The organism is Burkholderia sp. IMCC1007 (assembly GCF_027257875.1).
GTDB lineage: Bacteria > Pseudomonadota > Gammaproteobacteria > Burkholderiales > Burkholderiaceae > Burkholderia.
The window spans coordinates 1-15,319 of sequence record NZ_JAPVQY010000099.1 but is presented as its reverse complement, the minus strand read 5'-3'; the positions used below and the strand labels follow the sequence as shown (position 1 = coordinate 15,319).

Sequence of the window (15,319 nt, the reverse complement as noted above, 5' to 3'; positions counted from 1 at the left end):
TTTTTTTGTGCGCCCAGCATGGGCGCACTCTAGTGGGTGCAAGTCCCACCGCAAGTTGATCACAGCGAGCGAAGCGAAGCGCAACTGCATGAGGGCGACCGAGTGTGGGGAGGAAGCGTGGAGCGAAACTGCGAGCCGATGAACAAGAACCGGATAGAAGGCGGTGCCGTCCAGGGCGAGCGGGCAAAAAGCCGCGAAGCTCTCGTGATCAAGGGGCGGCGGCGTAGATCCGGCGGCTGTGCAGTGAAGGAGTGCGTTCTTACCTGGGGAGATCCCGCCTCATGCCTGAAAGGGCAACGGCGTCGAGCCGGAGCGGGAAGTCAGCAGAGGCCGTAGTAGTCACAGGATAAGCCGGTGAGGTGGAAGCTGGTGACGAAGGGCCGAACGGAAAGGAGTGTCCAGCGTTATGTCGATGCGGCAGGCAGTGCGTCAGATGCCCGTGCAAACGGGGCGAGCGAGGGAAGCGCGCGGTGAAGCTGCGCGCGTACCTGCTAGCGACGAAGCCTGCTGCCCGCGACATGAATCCGGGGACACAGGGTCAGCGCTGCTGGAAGCGGCTCTGACGAGAGAGAATCTGAAGCAGGCGTTCAAGCGGGTACGGGCTAACAAGGGAGCCGCTGGCGTGGACGGTCTGGACATTGACCAGACGTCGCGTCATCTGGTGACGGCGTGGCCTGCGATCCGTGAACAATTGCTGAAGGGCACGTACCGGCCCAGTCCGGTACGACGGGTGGCGATCCCGAAACCGGACGGAGGCGAGCGTGAGCTTGGCATCCCGACGGTGACGGACCGGCTGATCCAGCAGGCACTGCTGCAGGTGCTGCAGCCAGTTCTGGACCCTACCTTCAGCGAGCACAGCTACGGCTTCCGGCCCGGACGGCGTGCGCACGATGCGGTGCTTGCCGCGCAATCGTACGTGCAGTCGGGACGGCGAACCGTGGTTGACGTTGATCTGGAGAAGTTCTTCGACCGGGTCAACCACGACATCCTGATCGACCGTTTGCAGAAACGCATTGGGGACGCCGGAGTGATCGGGCTGATCCGGGCGTATCTGAACAGCGGCATCATGGCTGACGGGGTGGTCCAGCAACGGGATCAGGGCACGCCGCAGGGCGGACCGTTATCCCCGTTGCTGGCTAATGTTCTGCTTGATGAGGTGGACAAGGAACTGGAGCGGCGGGGCCACTGCTTCGCCCGCTACGCTGACGATGCGAATGTGTATGTTCGCAGCCGTCGTGCGGGCGAGCGGGTGATGGCGCTGTTGCGACGCCTGTATGGTCGGCTGCGCCTGAAGGTCAATGAGACCAAAAGCGCCGTGGCGAGTGTGTTTGGTCGCAAGTTTCTGGGCTACAGCCTGTGGGTAGCTGCGGGCGGTGTGGTCAAACGCAAGGTGGCGGCCAAACCGCTGCTGGCGTTCAAACACCGCATTCGAGAACTGACCCGCCGCTCTGGCGGGCGCGGCATGCCCGAAGTGGTGGAACGGCTACGGGCTTATGTGTTGGGATGGAGGGCGTACTTCCGGTTGGCGCAAACGCCCGGTGTGTGGTTGGCACTGGACGAGTGGTTGCGTCACCGGCTGCGGGCTATCCAGCTTAAACATTGGCGCCGGGGCCCGACCATCTACCGGGAACTTCGTGCGTTGGGGGCGTCGGTCGACGTTGCGCGACAGACGGCGGCGAGCAGCCGCCGTTGGTGGCGTAACAGCGCCCAGTTGCTCAACAGCGCCCTGACCATCGCATACTTCGACCGGCTCGGCGTACCTCGTCTCTCATAACCTCAACTTCTCGAACCGCCCGGTGCGGACCCGCATGCCGGGTGGTGTGGCAGGGGTACGGCCTCATGGCCGTCCCCTATGCCGATCGCCCCGCGTCATGGCGCGGCGTTGGCCGTCACGTGCTCGACGGCATCGACGAACGCGCGCTTGATCGCGCTGTCGAGGTCGGTCCACGCGAGGCCGATGCCGGTGCGGTGGCCCGCGAGGTCGAGCGGCCGCGCGAGCACGTTCGGCGGCAGCGCGCTCGCGGCTTCCGCCGGAATCAGCCCGATCCCCATCCCCGCCGCGACGAGCGCGAGCATCGTCGTGAATTCGCCGAATTCCTGCGCGATCTCGAGCGTCGTCCCCGCGCGGCTCAGCGCGAGCAGCATGTCGTCGTGAAAGCCGGGCGCGTAACGGCGCGCGAGCGCGAATGCGGGCTGGCCGCGCAACGCGGCCGGCGCGATCGCTGCATGCGCGGCGAGCGGATGGTCGAGCGGCAGCGCGACCACGAAGCCTTCCTCCAGCACCACGCGCGTGTCGATGCCCGCATACGCGGCCGGCAGCCGGATCATCCCGAAGTCCATGCGCCGGTCGCGCAGCGCCGCGATCTGGTCGGGTGTCGGCATGTCCTTCAGTTCGAGCGTGATCAGCGGGTAGCGCTCGCGCATCGTGCGCAGCACGTCCGGCAGCAGCGCGGGCAGCACCGACGACACGAACGCGATGCGCAGCGTGCCGATCTCGCCGCGGCTCGACAGCCGCGCCATCTGCTCCGCGCGCGCCGCCTGCTGCAGCGTCGCCCGCGCTTCGGGCAGGAACACGCGCCCGGTGTCGCTGAGTTCGACCTTGTGGCGGTCGCGCTCGAACAGGCGCGCGCCCAGTTCGTCCTCGAGCGCCTTGATCTGCATGCTCAGCGCGGACTGGACGATGAACAGGCGCTGCGCGGCGCGCCCGAAATGCAGCTCTTCCGCGAGCGTGACGAAGGCGCGCAATTGCTTGAGTTCCATGGTCGGCGGCCGGCTGGGGACGGTGATCGGATTTCATGATAACCGGATCAAAAAAGACCATTGGCGCGATCCCCGGCCGAGCGCCGAAGATAGTCTCAACGCGAGACCGGCCGCGATGGGCGGTCGGCTCGTCCGGTATGAGGAGACCTGCATGACCCACGCGCTTGACCGGTTCCGCCTTGACGGCCGCCGCGCACTGATCACCGGTTCCGGACGCGGGATCGGACTGACGCTCGCTCGCGGGCTCGCCGAAGCCGGCGCGGCGATCGTAATCAACGATCGCAATGAGCAGAAGGCCGCGGCGCTCGCGCGCCACTTCCGCGAGGAAGGCTTCGCCGCCGATCACGCGGTGTTCGACGTTGCCGAGCACGCGCAGGTGCGCGCGGCGATCGACGATTTCGAGGCGCGCGTCGGCGCGATCGACATCCTCGTGAACAACGCGGGCATCCAGCGCCGCGCGCCGCTCGACGCATTCGAGCCGGACGACTGGCACGCGCTGATGCGCGTGAATCTCGACGGCGTGTTCAATACGTCGCAGGCGGTGGCGCGCCACATGATCGCGCGCGGCCGCGGCAAGATCATCAACCTCTGTTCGGTGCAGAGCGAGCTCGCGCGGCCGACGATCGCGCCGTATGCGGCGACGAAGGGCGCGGTGCGGATGCTGACGAAAGGGATGTGCGCCGACTGGGCGCGCCACGGCATCCAGGCGAACGGGCTCGCGCCCGGGTATTTCGAAACCGAACTGAATCGCGCGCTGGTCGACGACGCGGCGTTCTCGGACTGGCTGTGCAAGCGCACGCCGGCCGGCCGCTGGGGCAAAGTCGACGAGCTGTGCGGCGCGGCGATTTTCCTCGCGTCGGCGGCGTCCGATTTCGTGAACGGCCAGACGCTGTTCGTCGACGGCGGCCTGACCAGCGCCGTCTGAGCGGCGGTGCTTGCGCCGTGTGCGCAGCCTCGTCGAGCCGGTTCGGGCCGGCATCCGAATTCCCAGTAGAGCCCGCCGCACGAGCGGGCCGATGTCCGGCGCATCCTGCGCCGGGTTCCGGAACGGAAGGCAGCAGACAGGAGACAACGATGGACCGCAATTCCCCGCCGCTTGCGCGGCGCGATGCAATGGCCGCCGCACCGGCCGACAGCGCCGAGCGACACGGTGTCGACCGGAAGCAGCTCAACCGTGCGGCATGGACCTGCTCGCTCGGCAGCGCGCTCGAATACTACGATTTCGCGCTGTACACGCTCGCGTCGGCGCTGGTCTTCGGACCACTGTTCTTTCCGTCGCAAACCGTCGAGACGCGGCTGATCGCGAGCTTCGGCACGTATTTCGTCGGCTTCGCGGTGCGCCCGCTCGGCGGCGTCGTGTTCGGCGTGCTCGGCGACCGGATCGGCCGCAAGTTCGTGCTGACCGCGACGGTGCTGCTGATGGGCATCGCCAGCACGCTGATCGGCGTACTGCCGACCTATGCGAGCGCCGGCTACTGGGCGCCCGCGCTGCTTGTGCTGCTGCGCATCCTGCAGGGCCTCGGCGCCGGCGCGGAGCAGGCCGGCGCGGCGGTGCTGATGACCGAATACGCACCGCCGGGCAAGCGCGGCTTCTACGCGTCGCTGCCGTTTCTCGGGATCCAGCTCGGCACGGTGCTCGCGGCGGCCGTCTATTTCCTGTTGCTCGCGAACCTCGAGCACGTCACGGACGGCTGGGGCTGGCGCGTGCCGTTCCTGTTCAGCGCGGTGATCGTCGCGGTCGGGGTCTACATGCGGGCGCGGCTGCACGAATCGCCGACCTTCGTCCGGCTCGAAAAGCGCGCGCAGGTGTGCGCGAATCCGCTGAAGAGCGCCGTCCGGCATTCGAAGCGCACGCTCTTGATCGGCATCGGGCTGCGGATGGCCGAGAACGGGGGCTCGTCGATCTACCAGGCGCTCGCGGTCAGCTATCTCGCCGGCGTGATCGGGATGAAGGGGCCGATCGGCGCGCTCGCGCTGGTATGTGCGGCCACCGTCGGCGCATGCACGGTACCGATCGCGGGGCGACTGAGCGACCGCTTCGGCCGCGTGCGCGTGTACCGCACGTTCGCATGGCTGCAGCTCGCGCTCGCATTCCCGGTGTGGTGGATCTTCAGCCAGGGGAACGTGGTGGCGAGCGTGATCGCGATCTCCGTCGCGCAAGGCTTCGCGAACTGGGGGATGCTCGGCGCGCAGGCCGCGTTGCTGCCGGAATTGTTCGGCGCGCGGCATCGCTACATGGGCGTGTCGTTTGCGCGCGAAGTGTCGGCCGTGCTCGCCGGCGGCATCGCGCCGCTGATCGGCGCGACGCTGATCGCGACCGTGATCGCGCTGCACGGCGGCGATCGCGCGGCCGGCGTGCATGCGTGGGTGCCGATCGCCGCGTACCTGGTGCTGCTCACGCTGGTCACGCTGTACACCACCGCGCGGATGCCGGAGACGCTGAATCGCGATCTCGACGATCCGCTCGACGCAGCGCAGGCGCAGCCGGCCGCGGCCGCCGAGCCGCTCGCGCGGCATGCATGAGCGCGCCGGGCGGCGGACGCGGCCCGGCACGCATTCCGATTTCACCTCATTTCGACAGGAGCAAGCGCAGATGGCGCGCGATTCGACCCGGCGGCCCGAGCTGCTGATGACGGGCCCCTATCAGCCGTGGGACGACGCATGGCTGTCCACCGGCTACCACGTCCACCGGCTGTGGGAGGCAGCCGACCGCGCGACGTTTGTCGCCGAACACGGCGCCGGCGTGCGCGCGATCGCGACGCGCGGCGACCTCGGCGCCGATGCGGCGCTGATCGCCGCACTGCCGCAGCTCGAGATCATCTCGTGCTACGGCGTGGGCACCGACGCGATCGATCTCGCGGCGGCACGCGAGCGCGGCATCCGCGTGACCAATACACCGGACGTGCTGACCGGCGACGTCGCCGATCTCGGCGTCGGGCTGACGCTCGCGCTGCTGCGCCGGATCGGCGCCGGTGACGCGCACGTGCGCGCCGGCGCGTGGCGCGACGGCGACATGCCGCTCGTCACGCGCCTGTACGGCAAGCGCGTCGGCATCGTCGGCTTCGGCCGGATCGGCACGACGCTCGCGCGCCGGCTGTCCGGCTTCGACGTCGACCTCGGCTATTTCGACGTCGCGCCGCGCGCGGGCAGCCTGCATCGTTTCTTCGGGCAACTGACCGAGCTGGCCGGCTGGTGCGACGTGCTGATCGTCACGCTCGCGGGCGGCGCGTCGACGCGCCATCTCGTCGACGCGGCCGTGCTCGACGCACTCGGCCCGTGCGGCTATCTGGTGAACGTGTCGCGCGGCACGACCGTCGACGAGCCCGCGCTGCTCGACGCGCTCGAGCGCGGGGCGATCGCCGGCGCGGCGCTCGACGTGTTCTGGAACGAACCGAACATCGACCCGCGTTTTCTCGCGCTGCAGAACGTGCTGCTGCAGCCGCATCACGCGAGCGGCACCGTCGAGACGCGTCGGGCGATGGGCTGGCTCGTGCGCGACAACCTCGCCGCGCACTTCGCCGGCGAGCCGCTGCTCACGCCGGTCGTCTGAGGAGGGGAGTCATGCGGATGCGTTGCATGTGTGTGGTGATCCACGGGCCGAACGATCTGCGGCTCGAAGAGCAGGACGCCGGCGAGATCGGCCCGGGCCAGGTGCGCGTCGATGTCGCGATGGGCGGCATCTGCGGCTCCGACCTGCATTATTTCCGACACGGCGGCTTCGGCGCGATCCGGTTGCAGCAGCCGATGGTGCTCGGCCATGAAGTGGCCGGCACGGTGGCGGCGGTCGCGCCGGACGTGACGGCGGTGAAGGTCGGTGATCGCGTCGCGGTCAATCCGAGCCGGCCTTGCGGCGCGTGCCGCTACTGTCTCGAAGGGTTGCCGAATCAGTGTCTCGACATGCGCTTCTACGGCAGCGCGATGCGCATGCCGCACGTGCAGGGCGCGTTTCGCAACGCGCTCGTGTGCGACGCCGCGCAGTGCGTGAAAGTGGCCGATCACGTGCCGCTGTCGCTGGCGGCGCTCGCCGAGCCGTTCGCGGTCGGGCTGCACGCGGTGTCGCGCGCGGGGCCGCTGATCGGCCGGCGTGTGCTGGTGTCTGGGTGCGGGCCGATCGGCGTGCTGGCGGTCGCGGCGGCGCGCGTGCACGGCGCGGCGGAGATCGTCGCGACCGACGTGGTCGATGTGCCGCTCGACGTGGCGCGCGCGCTCGGCGCCGATCAGACGATCAACGCGGCGACCGACAGCGGCTGGGTCGCGCGCTACGGCGCCGACAAGGGGACGTTCGACGTGATGATCGAGTGTTCCGGCAATGCGCGCGCGCTGCGCGACGGCCTCGACGTGATGCGGCCGCGCGGCGTCGTCGTGCAGCTCGGGCTCGGCGGCGACGTCAGCCTGCCGCAGAACGTGGTGGTCGCGAAGGAGCTGTCGATCTGCGGCTCGTTCCGCTTCCACGCGGAGTTCGCGCTCGCCGTGCAGTTGATCAATGCGGGGCGCGTCGATCTCGCGCCGGCCGTGACGCGCGTGTTTCCGATGCGCGACGCGAACGATGCGTTCGAGCTGGCCGGCGACCGGCAGCGCGCGATGAAGGTGCTGATCGATTTCGCGGATGCGACGGCATGACCGCTCGCTGACGGCGCGCGCCGCGCGCATGGGGAAAAGGCACGCCCGCGATGCGCGGCGCGTGCCTTTTTCTCGGGCGGCGCGAAAGCCGGTTACTGCGTGTGGCGCAGCCAATGCCTGGGCCGCACATGCTCCTTCGCCATATCCGCTCTTTCCTGGCCGTCGCCGAGCAGCGCAGCTTCAGGCGCGCGGCCGACGCGCTGCACGTGTCGCCGCGGACGCTGTCGCAGCAGGTGCGCCAGTTCGAGGACATGCTGGGCGTGCAGCTGTTCGACCGCTCGGGCCGCACGGTGCGGCTCACCGAGTTCGGCGAAGTCTATGCGCGCCACGCGCGCGCGGCGCTGCAGGAGCTCGATACCGGGCAGCGCGCGCTGGTGCTCTGCGCTCAAACGCTCAAACGCTCAAACGCTCAAACGCTCAAACGCGCGGCGTCGGGAAGAAGATGCCCGCGCGCTGCGCGGCGTTGGCGATGTGCGTCTCGATCGCGGTGCCCGCGGCAGCCGCGTCGCGCGCGATGAATGCATCGACGATCGCGCGGTGCTCGTGCCACGTCGTCAGCAACAGCTCGCGCCGGTAGAACGGCATGCGCTGGCTTTCCTTCATGATGTCCGCGCTGCTGCGCAGCACCGATTCGATCGCCGCGTTGCCCGCGACATGGATGATCCGCATGTGGAAGTCGAAGTCGAGCTGCGACGCCTCGTCGAGCGCGCTCTCGGTCAGCGCGACGTGCAGGTCGGCGAGGTTGTTCTCGAACCATGCGATGTCGTCGTCGGTGACGACGTGTGCCGCCATGCGCGCGGCAAACCCCTCGAGCGCATAGCGCATCTGGTAGGTATCGGGCGGCGACGACTGCTCGGCGAATTGCCACGCATGCGCGGCCGTCGCCTGCGCGCTTTCGACATAGACGCCCTTGCCGGCGCGGATCCGCAGCATCCCGAGCGCCTCGAGCGTCGACAACGCCTCGCGCAGCGACGCGCGGCTGATTTCGAGCTCCTCGGAGAGCTGGCGCTGGGCCGGCAGCAGGCTGCCGACCGGATACACGCCTGCCTCGATCCGGTCGCGGATCGTCGCGATGGCAGCGTCGGTCACGGTGTGTGGAACGTTCTTCATGATGTGAGCGATGGCCGGTCTGACCAGCATTGTAATCCGCACGCGGGCGGTGCACGAGCGGCCTACGGGTAAGCCACGATCCGGCCCGATTCAACGCGTTCCGACCGCGGCCGAGGGGCGGGAAATCCCTATTTTATTCGTCCTTGACGCGACTATATCGGCTTCCTACTATCCACCATAACATCACTGGTCTTACCAGTATGAACAGACGAAACTGCAACCGTTGGATCGGGAGAGCGCCGTGTCGAAATTCCTCAATTCGCTGTTTGGCCGAGTAGTCGTCGCACTGATACTAGGGGTCGCGCTCGGCGCGTTCTTCCCGCATTTCGCCGAGTCGCTGCGGCCACTCGGCGACGGCTTCCTGAAGCTCATCAAGATGGTCATCGGCCCGATCGTGTTCTGCGTCGTGGTCAGCGGGATGGCCAATGCGGGCGACCTGAAGAAGGTCGGCCGGGTCGGCCTGAAGGCGGTCGTCTACTTCGAGGTGATGACGACGCTCGCGCTCGGCATCGGGCTCGTGCTCGCGTGGCTCACGCGCCCGGGCGTCGGGATGAACATCGACCTGCGCTCGCTCGACGCGGCGTCGCTGTCGACGTACGCGAAGAACGCCGAAAGCCTGAAGGACACGGCCGGCTACCTGATGAAGATCATCCCCGAGACCGCGATCGACGCGTTCGCGAAGGGCGACATCCTGCAGATCCTCGTGTTCGCGGTGCTGTTCGGCTCCGCGCTGTCGCTGCTCGGCGACAAGGCGCAGCGCGTCAACTCGCTGATCGAGGAACTGTCGCACGTGTTCTTCCGCATCATTGGCTTCATCATCAAGCTCGCGCCGCTCGGCGTGCTCGGCGCGATCGCGTTCACGACCGGCAAGTACGGCGTCGCGTCGCTCAAGCAGCTCGGCTATCTCGTCGCGGTGTTCTACCTGAGCTGCTTCGTGTTCGTCACGGTCGTGCTCGGCACGGTGATGCGGCTCGCGGGCTTCTCGGTGTTCAAGCTGATCCGCTACCTGCGCGAGGAACTGTCGATCGTGCTCGGCACGGCGTCGTCGGATGCGGTGCTGCCGCAGGTGATGAGCAAGCTCGAATACATGGGCATCAAGGATTCGACGGTCGGCCTCGTGATCCCGACCGGCTATTCGTTCAACCTCGACGGCTTCTCGATCTACCTGACGCTCGCCGTGCTGTTCATCGCGCAGGCCACCAACACGCCGCTGTCCACGCATGACCTGATCGTCGTGCTGCTCGTGTCGCTCGTCACGTCGAAGGGCGCGCACGGGATTCCCGGCTCGGCGATCGTGATCCTCGCCGCGACGCTGTCGGCGATCCCAGCGATTCCAGTGCTCGGCCTCGTGCTGATCCTGCCGGTCGACTGGTTCGTCGGCATCGCCCGCGCGCTGACCAACCTGATCGGCAACTGCGTCGCGACGGTGGTCGTCGCGGTGTGGGAGCACGACATCGACCGGGCCCGTGCGAAGCGCGTGCTGAACCGCGAACTGCGCTACGTGCCCGACGCGCCGGGCAGCGCCGCACCGGTGGCAGGCGACCAGGCTCACGCGCTCTGAGCGCGACGCTCGCGCGGCGCGGCGCTTCGTGGCCGAACCGCACAAATGCACTCATGCGACCGGCGCACCGACGCGCCGGCGCCTACCCCAAATAGTGGAGACGACATGGCAGCCCCCATCCTCGATCCGAACGCGCCGGCCTTCACGCGGCGTTACATGAACCTCGCCGACCCGCGCCTGGGCGCGCAGGCGCTCTTCGCCAGCGACGAGTTCTTCGCGCCGAAGGAGCGCATGCTCAATCCCGAGCCGGCCGTGTTCATTCCCGGCAAGTACGACGATCACGGCAAGTGGATGGACGGATGGGAGACGCGCCGCAAGCGCACCACCGGCCACGACTTCTGCGTGGTGAGGCTCGCGCGGCCGGGCGTGATTTACGGCGTCGATCTCGACACGAGCCACTTCACCGGCAACTTCCCGCCGGCCGCGTCGATCGAGGCCTGCGCGGCGGACGGCGACACGCCGCCGGACGACGCCGCATGGCGCACGATCGTCCCCGCGACGACGCTGCAGGGCAATTCGCACCACTACGTGAGCGTCGACGATGCGCAGCCCTATACGCACCTGCGCGTGAACCTGTATCCGGACGGCGGCCTCGCGCGGCTGCGCGTGTACGGCCAGCCGCAGCGCGACTGGCGCCATGTGCCGGCCGGCGAGCTCATCGATCTCGCGGCGATCGAGAACGGCGGCTACCTGGTGGCGGCGAACAACCAACACTTCGGGCCGGCCTCGCAGATGCTGATGCCGGGGCGCGGCGCGAACATGGGCGACGGCTGGGAAACGCGGCGCCGCCGCGAGCCCGGCAACGACTGGGCGATCGTCGCGCTGGCGCGCCCGGGCATCATCCGGCGCGTCGAGGTCGATACGGCGTTCTTCAAGGGCAATTTCCCCGACCGCTGCTCGCTGCAGGCCGCGCACGTCACGGGCGGCACCGACGATTCGCTCGTCACGCAGGCGATGTTCTGGGCCGAACTGCTCGGCGAGCAGAAGCTGCAGATGGATCACGTGCACACGTTCGACCAGCTCGCGGCGCTCGGCCCCGTCACGCACGTGCGCTTCAACATCTTCCCGGACGGCGGCGTGTCGCGGCTGCGTCTGTGGGGCGAGCCGGCTTGACGGAGGGCGAAGGCATGAGCGGACCCCATATCCTGCGCGTCGAGCGCCTGACCCGCGAAGCGTTCGCGCCGTTCGGCGACGTGATCGCGCTCGAAGGCGCGCGGCATTTCCCGATCAACGGCGGCACGACCGAGCGTTTCCACGATCTTGCGACGATCGACGTGTGCGCGGACGGCGGCCGGCCGCTCGTCAGCGTGTTTCGTGCGCAGCCGCGCGCGCTGCCGGTCGCGATCACGCTGATGGAGCGCCACCCGCACGGCAGCCAGGCGTTCATCCCGCTGGCGGCCGTGTCGCGCTACGCGATCGTCGTCGCGCCGGCCGGCGAATTCCGGCCCGACGCGATGCGCGCGTTCCTGGCCGAAGGCTGGCAGGGCGTCAATTATGCGAAGGGCGTGTGGCACCACCCGCTGCTCGCGCTCGACGCGGTCAGTGATTTCGTGATCGTCGATCGCGGCGGCCCGCAGCCGAACTGCGACGAGATCCCGCTCGACGACGCGTGGGCGCTCGAGTTCGAACCGGCCTGCGCGAGCACGGCCTGACGCACGGCGCGGCCGGCATAGGCGCGGCCAGCATCGGCGCGCCCGGCAGCGGGTGCCATGCGGCAACCCGCGTGCAGCCGGACGACCGAATACGTTTCCGTACGGGCCCGCGTGTCACGCGGGCCTCGTCGCATGGGTTCTGTCGCTGAAAACAACGCGGCCCGGACGGCGAGATGCCGGCCGGGCCGTCGCGCTTGCGCGATGGGTGCGGATCAGTGCTTGCGGTGCGGGCAGTTCTCGGTCGTGCAGGAACCGTACATCGCGAGCGAGTGCTCCTGGAGCCGGAAGCCGCGTTCCTTTGCGATCGCTTGCTGGCGGCCTTCGATCTCGGCGTCGAAGAATTCCTCGACGCGGCCGCAATCGAGGCACACGAGGTGATCGTGGTGCGAACCTTCGTTCAGTTCGAACACGGCCTTGCCGGATTCGAAGTTGCTGCGCGTGAGCAGGCCTGCCTGCTCGAACTGCGTCAGCACGCGGTAAACCGTGGCGAGCCCGATGTCGAGTTGTTCGTTGAGCAGGTTCCGGTAGACGTCTTCGGCCGTCAGGTGACGCACGGGGGTCTGCTGGAAGATCTCGAGAATCTTGAGGCGCGGTAGGGTGGCCTTTAGCCCGATATTCTTGAGATCCGTCGGATTGGTCATGGCTAGGCATCCCTAGAGTACAATGCAGGGCTTCAATGTTACCGGCTTTTCGCCGTTCCAGAAACACGCGCGGCTCGCGACGCGGGCCAGCACGGTGACGGAAATGTTCCCGGAATCTCTTTCGCACTTTCAGAGGAGTCGCATGCGGAGTGCCATCATCGCTGCCGCCGCCGTTGCCGCGCTGGCTGGTTGTTCGTCGTACGACAGCGTGACGCAGCGCATCGCGCAGAGCATCACGCCCTATCGGATCACTGTCGTGCAAGGCAACTTCGTGTCGCAGGAAAAGGCCGCGCAGCTGCAGGCCGGGATGTCGCGCGAGCAGGTGCGCGCGTTGCTCGGCACGCCGCTGCTGGCCGACATGTTCCATGCCGACCGCTGGGATTACCTCTTTTACTTCAAGCGCGGCTCGACGGCGGTCGTCCAGCAGCGCGACCTCGTGCTGACGTTCTCGGGCGACCGGCTCGCGAGCTGGTCGGGTGCCGAGAACCTGCCTTCCGAGCTCGACCTGCTGGCCGATATCGACGGCGATCGCGGCGGCAAGAAGGCGAAGGCCGCAGCCGCGGCGAAGAAGGCGTCCGAAGCCGCTGCCGCGAGCGCCGCGCAGGCCACCGCGGCCGCGAGCCCGGCCGCCGAGCCGGCATCCGGTGCGGTGCTCGACCAGGACGCGAACGCGCAGGCCGCACGCGCGGCGAACCGCGCGACCAACCAGGTATCGGGGCAGGGCACGGCCGCGCGCCGCTTCACGCCGTCCGCGCAGGCTTCGAGCGGTGCGCCGGTGCCGGGCGGCCAGCCGCCGGGCGCCGCGCCGGCGATCCAGCCGCAGTTCCAGTTCCATCGTCCGCCGCCGCCGAACGTGTCGAACGAGACCGCGCAGCCCGTCGGCCCGCAGGGCTCGGACACGCTGCAGAACCAGCCGCTCACCGCGCCGGCGCAGTAAGGGGCCGGCGTGCGGAAACGGGGCGGCATGCGCCGCCCGCCTCTAGACCTGTCGTGTAGAAAGCCATGAAGATTGCGATTGCCGGTGCATCGGGCCGTATGGGCCGGATGCTGATCGAAGCCGTTCTCAACGATGCCGACGCGCAGCTCGTCGGCGCGCTCGACCGCGCCGATTCGCCGTTCCTCGGCCAGGACGCGGGCGCGTTCCTCGGCAAGGAAACCGGGATCAAGCTGACCGACGACCTCGACGCCGTGTTCGCGCAGGCCGACTACCTGATCGATTTCACGCGTCCGGAGGGCACGATGGCGCACGTCGACGCCGCGCTGCGCCACGACGTGAAGCTCGTGATCGGCACGACCGGCTTCACCGCCGAGCAGAAGGCGGCGTTGCAGGCGGCGGCAGGCAAGATCGGCATCGTGTTCGCGGCGAACATGAGCGTCGGCGTGAACGTCACGCTGAAGCTGCTCGAATTCGCGGCGAAGCATTTCTCGCACGGCTACGACATCGAGATCATCGAAGCGCATCACCGCCACAAGGTCGATGCGCCGTCGGGCACCGCGCTGATGATGGGCGAGGCCGTCGCCGGTGCGCTCGGGCGCTCGCTCGACGACTGCGCGGTGTACGGCCGCCACGGCGTGACGGGCGAACGCGATCCGTCGACGATCGGCTTCGCGGCGGTGCGCGGCGGCGACATCGTCGGCGACCACACCGTGCTGTTCGCCGGGATCGGCGAGCGCATCGAGATCACGCACAAGTCGTCGAGCCGCGTGTCGTACGCGCAGGGCGCGTTGCGCGCGGTCCGCTTCCTGTCGGCGCGCGGCGCCGGCCTGTTCGACATGCAGGACGTGCTCGGCCTGCGCTGAGCCCCACGGGGAAACTCCGATGGCCATTCCCACCGGCGTTGTCCACTACCTCGAAAGCGGCGATGCGATCACGCACGGCGTCGCGTACGTGCTGCTGGCGATGTCCGTCGCCAGCTGGTGCTTCCTCCTCATGAAAGCCTGGCTCCTGGTCCGCGCGAAGCGGCAGGGGCCGCGCGCGCTCGCCGCGTTCTGGCGCGCGCCGTCGCTTGACGCGGGCATCGCCGCGCTCGTCGGCACCGATCGCGAACGCGTGTTCGTGCCGCTCGCCGAAGCCGCGCGCGACGCGGCCGACGAGCACGATCCGGCCGCGCTGGCCGCCCGCGTCGAGCGCAGCGAACGCGTGCTGCGCGCGCTGCGTCATGCGATGCTGCGCTCGCAGCGGCGCCTCGAATTCGGCCAGGTGCTGCTCGCGTCGATCGGCAGCACCGCGCCGTTCGTCGGGCTGCTCGGCACGGTGTGGGGCATCTATCACGCGCTCGGCAGCATCGCCGCGAGCGGGCAGGCGCAGATCGAGAACGTCGCGGGGCCGGTCGGCGAGGCGCTGATCATGACCGCGTTCGGGCTGGTCGTCGCGATTCCCGCGGTGCTCGCGTACAACATCCTCGGCCGGCTCGTCCGGCAACTCGCCGAGGAACTCGACGGCTTCGCACGCGACCTGCACGTATTCGTGTGCGCGCAGGGCGCCTGACGCGCCGGCTCCGGAGGAACGACCATGGCATTCGGCGGGCTCGAGCACCACAAGACGTCCGCGCCGATGGCGGAGATCAACATGACGCCGCTGATCGACGTGATGCTCGTGCTGCTCGTCATCTTCATCATCACCGCGCCGCTGATGACGCACGCGATCCGGCTCGACCTGCCGAAGGTCGCGGCGAGCGTCGCGCGCGACACGCCGCAATCCGTCACGCTGTCGATCGACGACGCGGGCAAGCTGTACTGGGACGATGCGCCCGTGGCGCTCGACGCGCTGCCCGCGCGGTTCAAGGCCGCCGCCGCGGGCGCCACGCCGCCCGAGCTGCGGCTGCGCGCGTCGCGCGCGACCCGCTACGACGTGATCGCGCAGGTGATGGGCGACGCGCAGGCCGCAGGGCTCACGCGGATCGGCTTCGTCACCGACATGCCGCCGGCGGGCGCCGCCGCGCCGGCCGCGCAACGCTGACGCGCCGGCGAACCGC

At 68.8% G+C, this 15,319-nt stretch carries 15 protein-coding genes and 1 pseudogene; 13 read left to right on the top strand and 3 right to left on the bottom strand.

Features of this window, described 5'->3' with window-relative positions; all coding sequences use genetic code 11:
* The first annotated feature begins 406 nt into the window (after positions 1–406).
* Positions 407–1,774, top strand: a complete 1,368-nt coding sequence (gene ltrA, locus O1Q03_RS38755; protein ID WP_269504403.1) for a group II intron reverse transcriptase/maturase — start codon at positions 407–409, stop codon at positions 1,772–1,774.
* A gap of 95 nt (positions 1,775–1,869) precedes the next feature.
* Here the strand turns inward: ltrA and O1Q03_RS38750 are convergent, their stop codons facing one another.
* A complete protein-coding gene (locus O1Q03_RS38750; RefSeq protein ID WP_269511159.1) occupies positions 1,870–2,760 on the bottom strand; it encodes a LysR family transcriptional regulator in 891 nt (296 codons plus the stop codon).
* A 151-nt stretch (positions 2,761–2,911) separates the two neighbouring features.
* Between O1Q03_RS38750 and O1Q03_RS38745 the strand changes: the two genes are divergently transcribed.
* The 5 genes and pseudogenes from O1Q03_RS38745 to O1Q03_RS38725 form a co-directional block, all read left to right on the top strand.
* Positions 2,912–3,685, top strand: coding sequence for an SDR family NAD(P)-dependent oxidoreductase (locus O1Q03_RS38745; RefSeq protein WP_269511156.1), 774 nt, complete (start codon positions 2,912–2,914; stop codon positions 3,683–3,685).
* 149 nt (positions 3,686–3,834) lie between these two features.
* Positions 3,835–5,283: an MFS transporter gene (locus O1Q03_RS38740; protein WP_269511153.1), complete on the top strand. Its 1,449-nt coding sequence runs from the start codon at positions 3,835–3,837 to the stop codon at positions 5,281–5,283.
* A 70-nt stretch (positions 5,284–5,353) separates the two neighbouring features.
* Entirely contained in the window at positions 5,354–6,310 is a 957-nt protein-coding gene (locus O1Q03_RS38735; protein ID WP_269511150.1) for a 2-hydroxyacid dehydrogenase, read from the top strand.
* An 11-nt stretch (positions 6,311–6,321) separates the two neighbouring features.
* On the top strand, positions 6,322–7,380 hold the full coding sequence (locus tag O1Q03_RS38730; protein ID WP_269511147.1) for an L-idonate 5-dehydrogenase: 1,059 nt from the start codon (positions 6,322–6,324) through the stop codon (positions 7,378–7,380).
* Positions 7,381–7,508: 128 nt separating this feature from the next.
* A pseudogene (locus O1Q03_RS38725) lies at positions 7,509–7,754 on the top strand (LysR family transcriptional regulator); the annotation flags it as partial.
* A gap of 43 nt (positions 7,755–7,797) precedes the next feature.
* Here the strand turns inward: O1Q03_RS38725 and O1Q03_RS38720 are convergent.
* Positions 7,798–8,520, bottom strand: coding sequence for a FadR/GntR family transcriptional regulator (locus O1Q03_RS38720; RefSeq protein WP_269511144.1), 723 nt, complete (start codon positions 8,518–8,520; stop codon positions 7,798–7,800).
* Positions 8,521–8,731: 211 nt separating this feature from the next.
* On the opposite strand from O1Q03_RS38720, the gene O1Q03_RS38715 reads away from it, so the two are divergent.
* The 3 genes from O1Q03_RS38715 to O1Q03_RS38705 all read left to right on the top strand — a co-directional run bounded on the left by O1Q03_RS38715 (position 8,732) and on the right by O1Q03_RS38705 (position 11,703).
* Positions 8,732–10,051, top strand: coding sequence for a C4-dicarboxylate transporter DctA (locus O1Q03_RS38715; protein WP_269511141.1), 1,320 nt, complete (start codon positions 8,732–8,734; stop codon positions 10,049–10,051).
* Between the two features lie 105 nt (positions 10,052–10,156).
* Positions 10,157–11,164 carry an allantoicase gene (alc, locus tag O1Q03_RS38710; protein ID WP_269511138.1) on the top strand — a complete coding sequence of 336 codons (1,008 nt, stop codon included), beginning with the start codon at positions 10,157–10,159 and terminating at the stop codon, positions 11,162–11,164.
* 14 nt (positions 11,165–11,178) lie between these two features.
* Positions 11,179–11,703 (top strand): ureidoglycolate lyase, encoded by a 525-nt coding sequence (locus tag O1Q03_RS38705; RefSeq protein ID WP_044844245.1) that lies wholly within the window; start codon positions 11,179–11,181, stop codon positions 11,701–11,703.
* Between the two features lie 212 nt (positions 11,704–11,915).
* Here the strand turns inward: O1Q03_RS38705 and fur are convergent, their stop codons facing one another.
* On the bottom strand, positions 11,916–12,344 hold the full coding sequence (gene fur / locus O1Q03_RS38700) for a ferric iron uptake transcriptional regulator (protein ID WP_269511135.1): 429 nt from the start codon (positions 12,342–12,344) through the stop codon (positions 11,916–11,918).
* Between the two features lie 142 nt (positions 12,345–12,486).
* On the opposite strand from fur, the gene O1Q03_RS38695 reads away from it, so the two are divergent.
* The 4 genes from O1Q03_RS38695 (at position 12,487) to O1Q03_RS38680 (ending at position 15,303) form a co-directional block, all read left to right on the top strand.
* Complete coding sequence (locus tag O1Q03_RS38695; protein ID WP_269511133.1) at positions 12,487–13,281, top strand: outer membrane protein assembly factor BamE; 795 nt, start codon at positions 12,487–12,489, stop codon at positions 13,279–13,281.
* A gap of 65 nt (positions 13,282–13,346) precedes the next feature.
* Positions 13,347–14,144 (top strand): 4-hydroxy-tetrahydrodipicolinate reductase, encoded by a 798-nt coding sequence (dapB, locus tag O1Q03_RS38690; protein WP_269511130.1) that lies wholly within the window; start codon positions 13,347–13,349, stop codon positions 14,142–14,144.
* A 19-nt stretch (positions 14,145–14,163) separates the two neighbouring features.
* On the top strand, positions 14,164–14,832 hold the full coding sequence (locus tag O1Q03_RS38685) for a MotA/TolQ/ExbB proton channel family protein (protein WP_269511128.1): 669 nt from the start codon (positions 14,164–14,166) through the stop codon (positions 14,830–14,832).
* Positions 14,833–14,856: 24 nt separating this feature from the next.
* Positions 14,857–15,303, top strand: a complete 447-nt coding sequence (locus O1Q03_RS38680) for an ExbD/TolR family protein (RefSeq protein WP_269511126.1) — start codon at positions 14,857–14,859, stop codon at positions 15,301–15,303.
* Positions 15,304–15,319 lie beyond the last annotated feature (16 nt).

Coding starts and splice junctions, on each gene's coding strand:
- ltrA (WP_269504403.1), top strand. CDS start 407: ATGTCGATGCGGCAGGCAGTGCGTCAGATGCCCGTGCAAACGGGGCGA.
- O1Q03_RS38750 (WP_269511159.1), bottom strand. CDS start 2,760: ATGGAACTCAAGCAATTGCGCGCCTTCGTCACGCTCGCGGAAGAGCTG.
- O1Q03_RS38745 (WP_269511156.1), top strand. CDS start 2,912: ATGACCCACGCGCTTGACCGGTTCCGCCTTGACGGCCGCCGCGCACTG.
- O1Q03_RS38740 (WP_269511153.1), top strand. CDS start 3,835: ATGGACCGCAATTCCCCGCCGCTTGCGCGGCGCGATGCAATGGCCGCC.
- O1Q03_RS38735 (WP_269511150.1), top strand. CDS start 5,354: ATGGCGCGCGATTCGACCCGGCGGCCCGAGCTGCTGATGACGGGCCCC.
- O1Q03_RS38730 (WP_269511147.1), top strand. CDS start 6,322: ATGCGGATGCGTTGCATGTGTGTGGTGATCCACGGGCCGAACGATCTG.
- O1Q03_RS38720 (WP_269511144.1), bottom strand. CDS start 8,520: ATGCTGGTCAGACCGGCCATCGCTCACATCATGAAGAACGTTCCACAC.
- alc (WP_269511138.1), top strand. CDS start 10,157: ATGGCAGCCCCCATCCTCGATCCGAACGCGCCGGCCTTCACGCGGCGT.
- O1Q03_RS38705 (WP_044844245.1), top strand. CDS start 11,179: ATGAGCGGACCCCATATCCTGCGCGTCGAGCGCCTGACCCGCGAAGCG.
- fur (WP_269511135.1), bottom strand. CDS start 12,344: ATGACCAATCCGACGGATCTCAAGAATATCGGGCTAAAGGCCACCCTA.
- O1Q03_RS38695 (WP_269511133.1), top strand. CDS start 12,487: ATGCGGAGTGCCATCATCGCTGCCGCCGCCGTTGCCGCGCTGGCTGGT.
- dapB (WP_269511130.1), top strand. CDS start 13,347: ATGAAGATTGCGATTGCCGGTGCATCGGGCCGTATGGGCCGGATGCTG.
- O1Q03_RS38685 (WP_269511128.1), top strand. CDS start 14,164: ATGGCCATTCCCACCGGCGTTGTCCACTACCTCGAAAGCGGCGATGCG.
- O1Q03_RS38680 (WP_269511126.1), top strand. CDS start 14,857: ATGGCATTCGGCGGGCTCGAGCACCACAAGACGTCCGCGCCGATGGCG.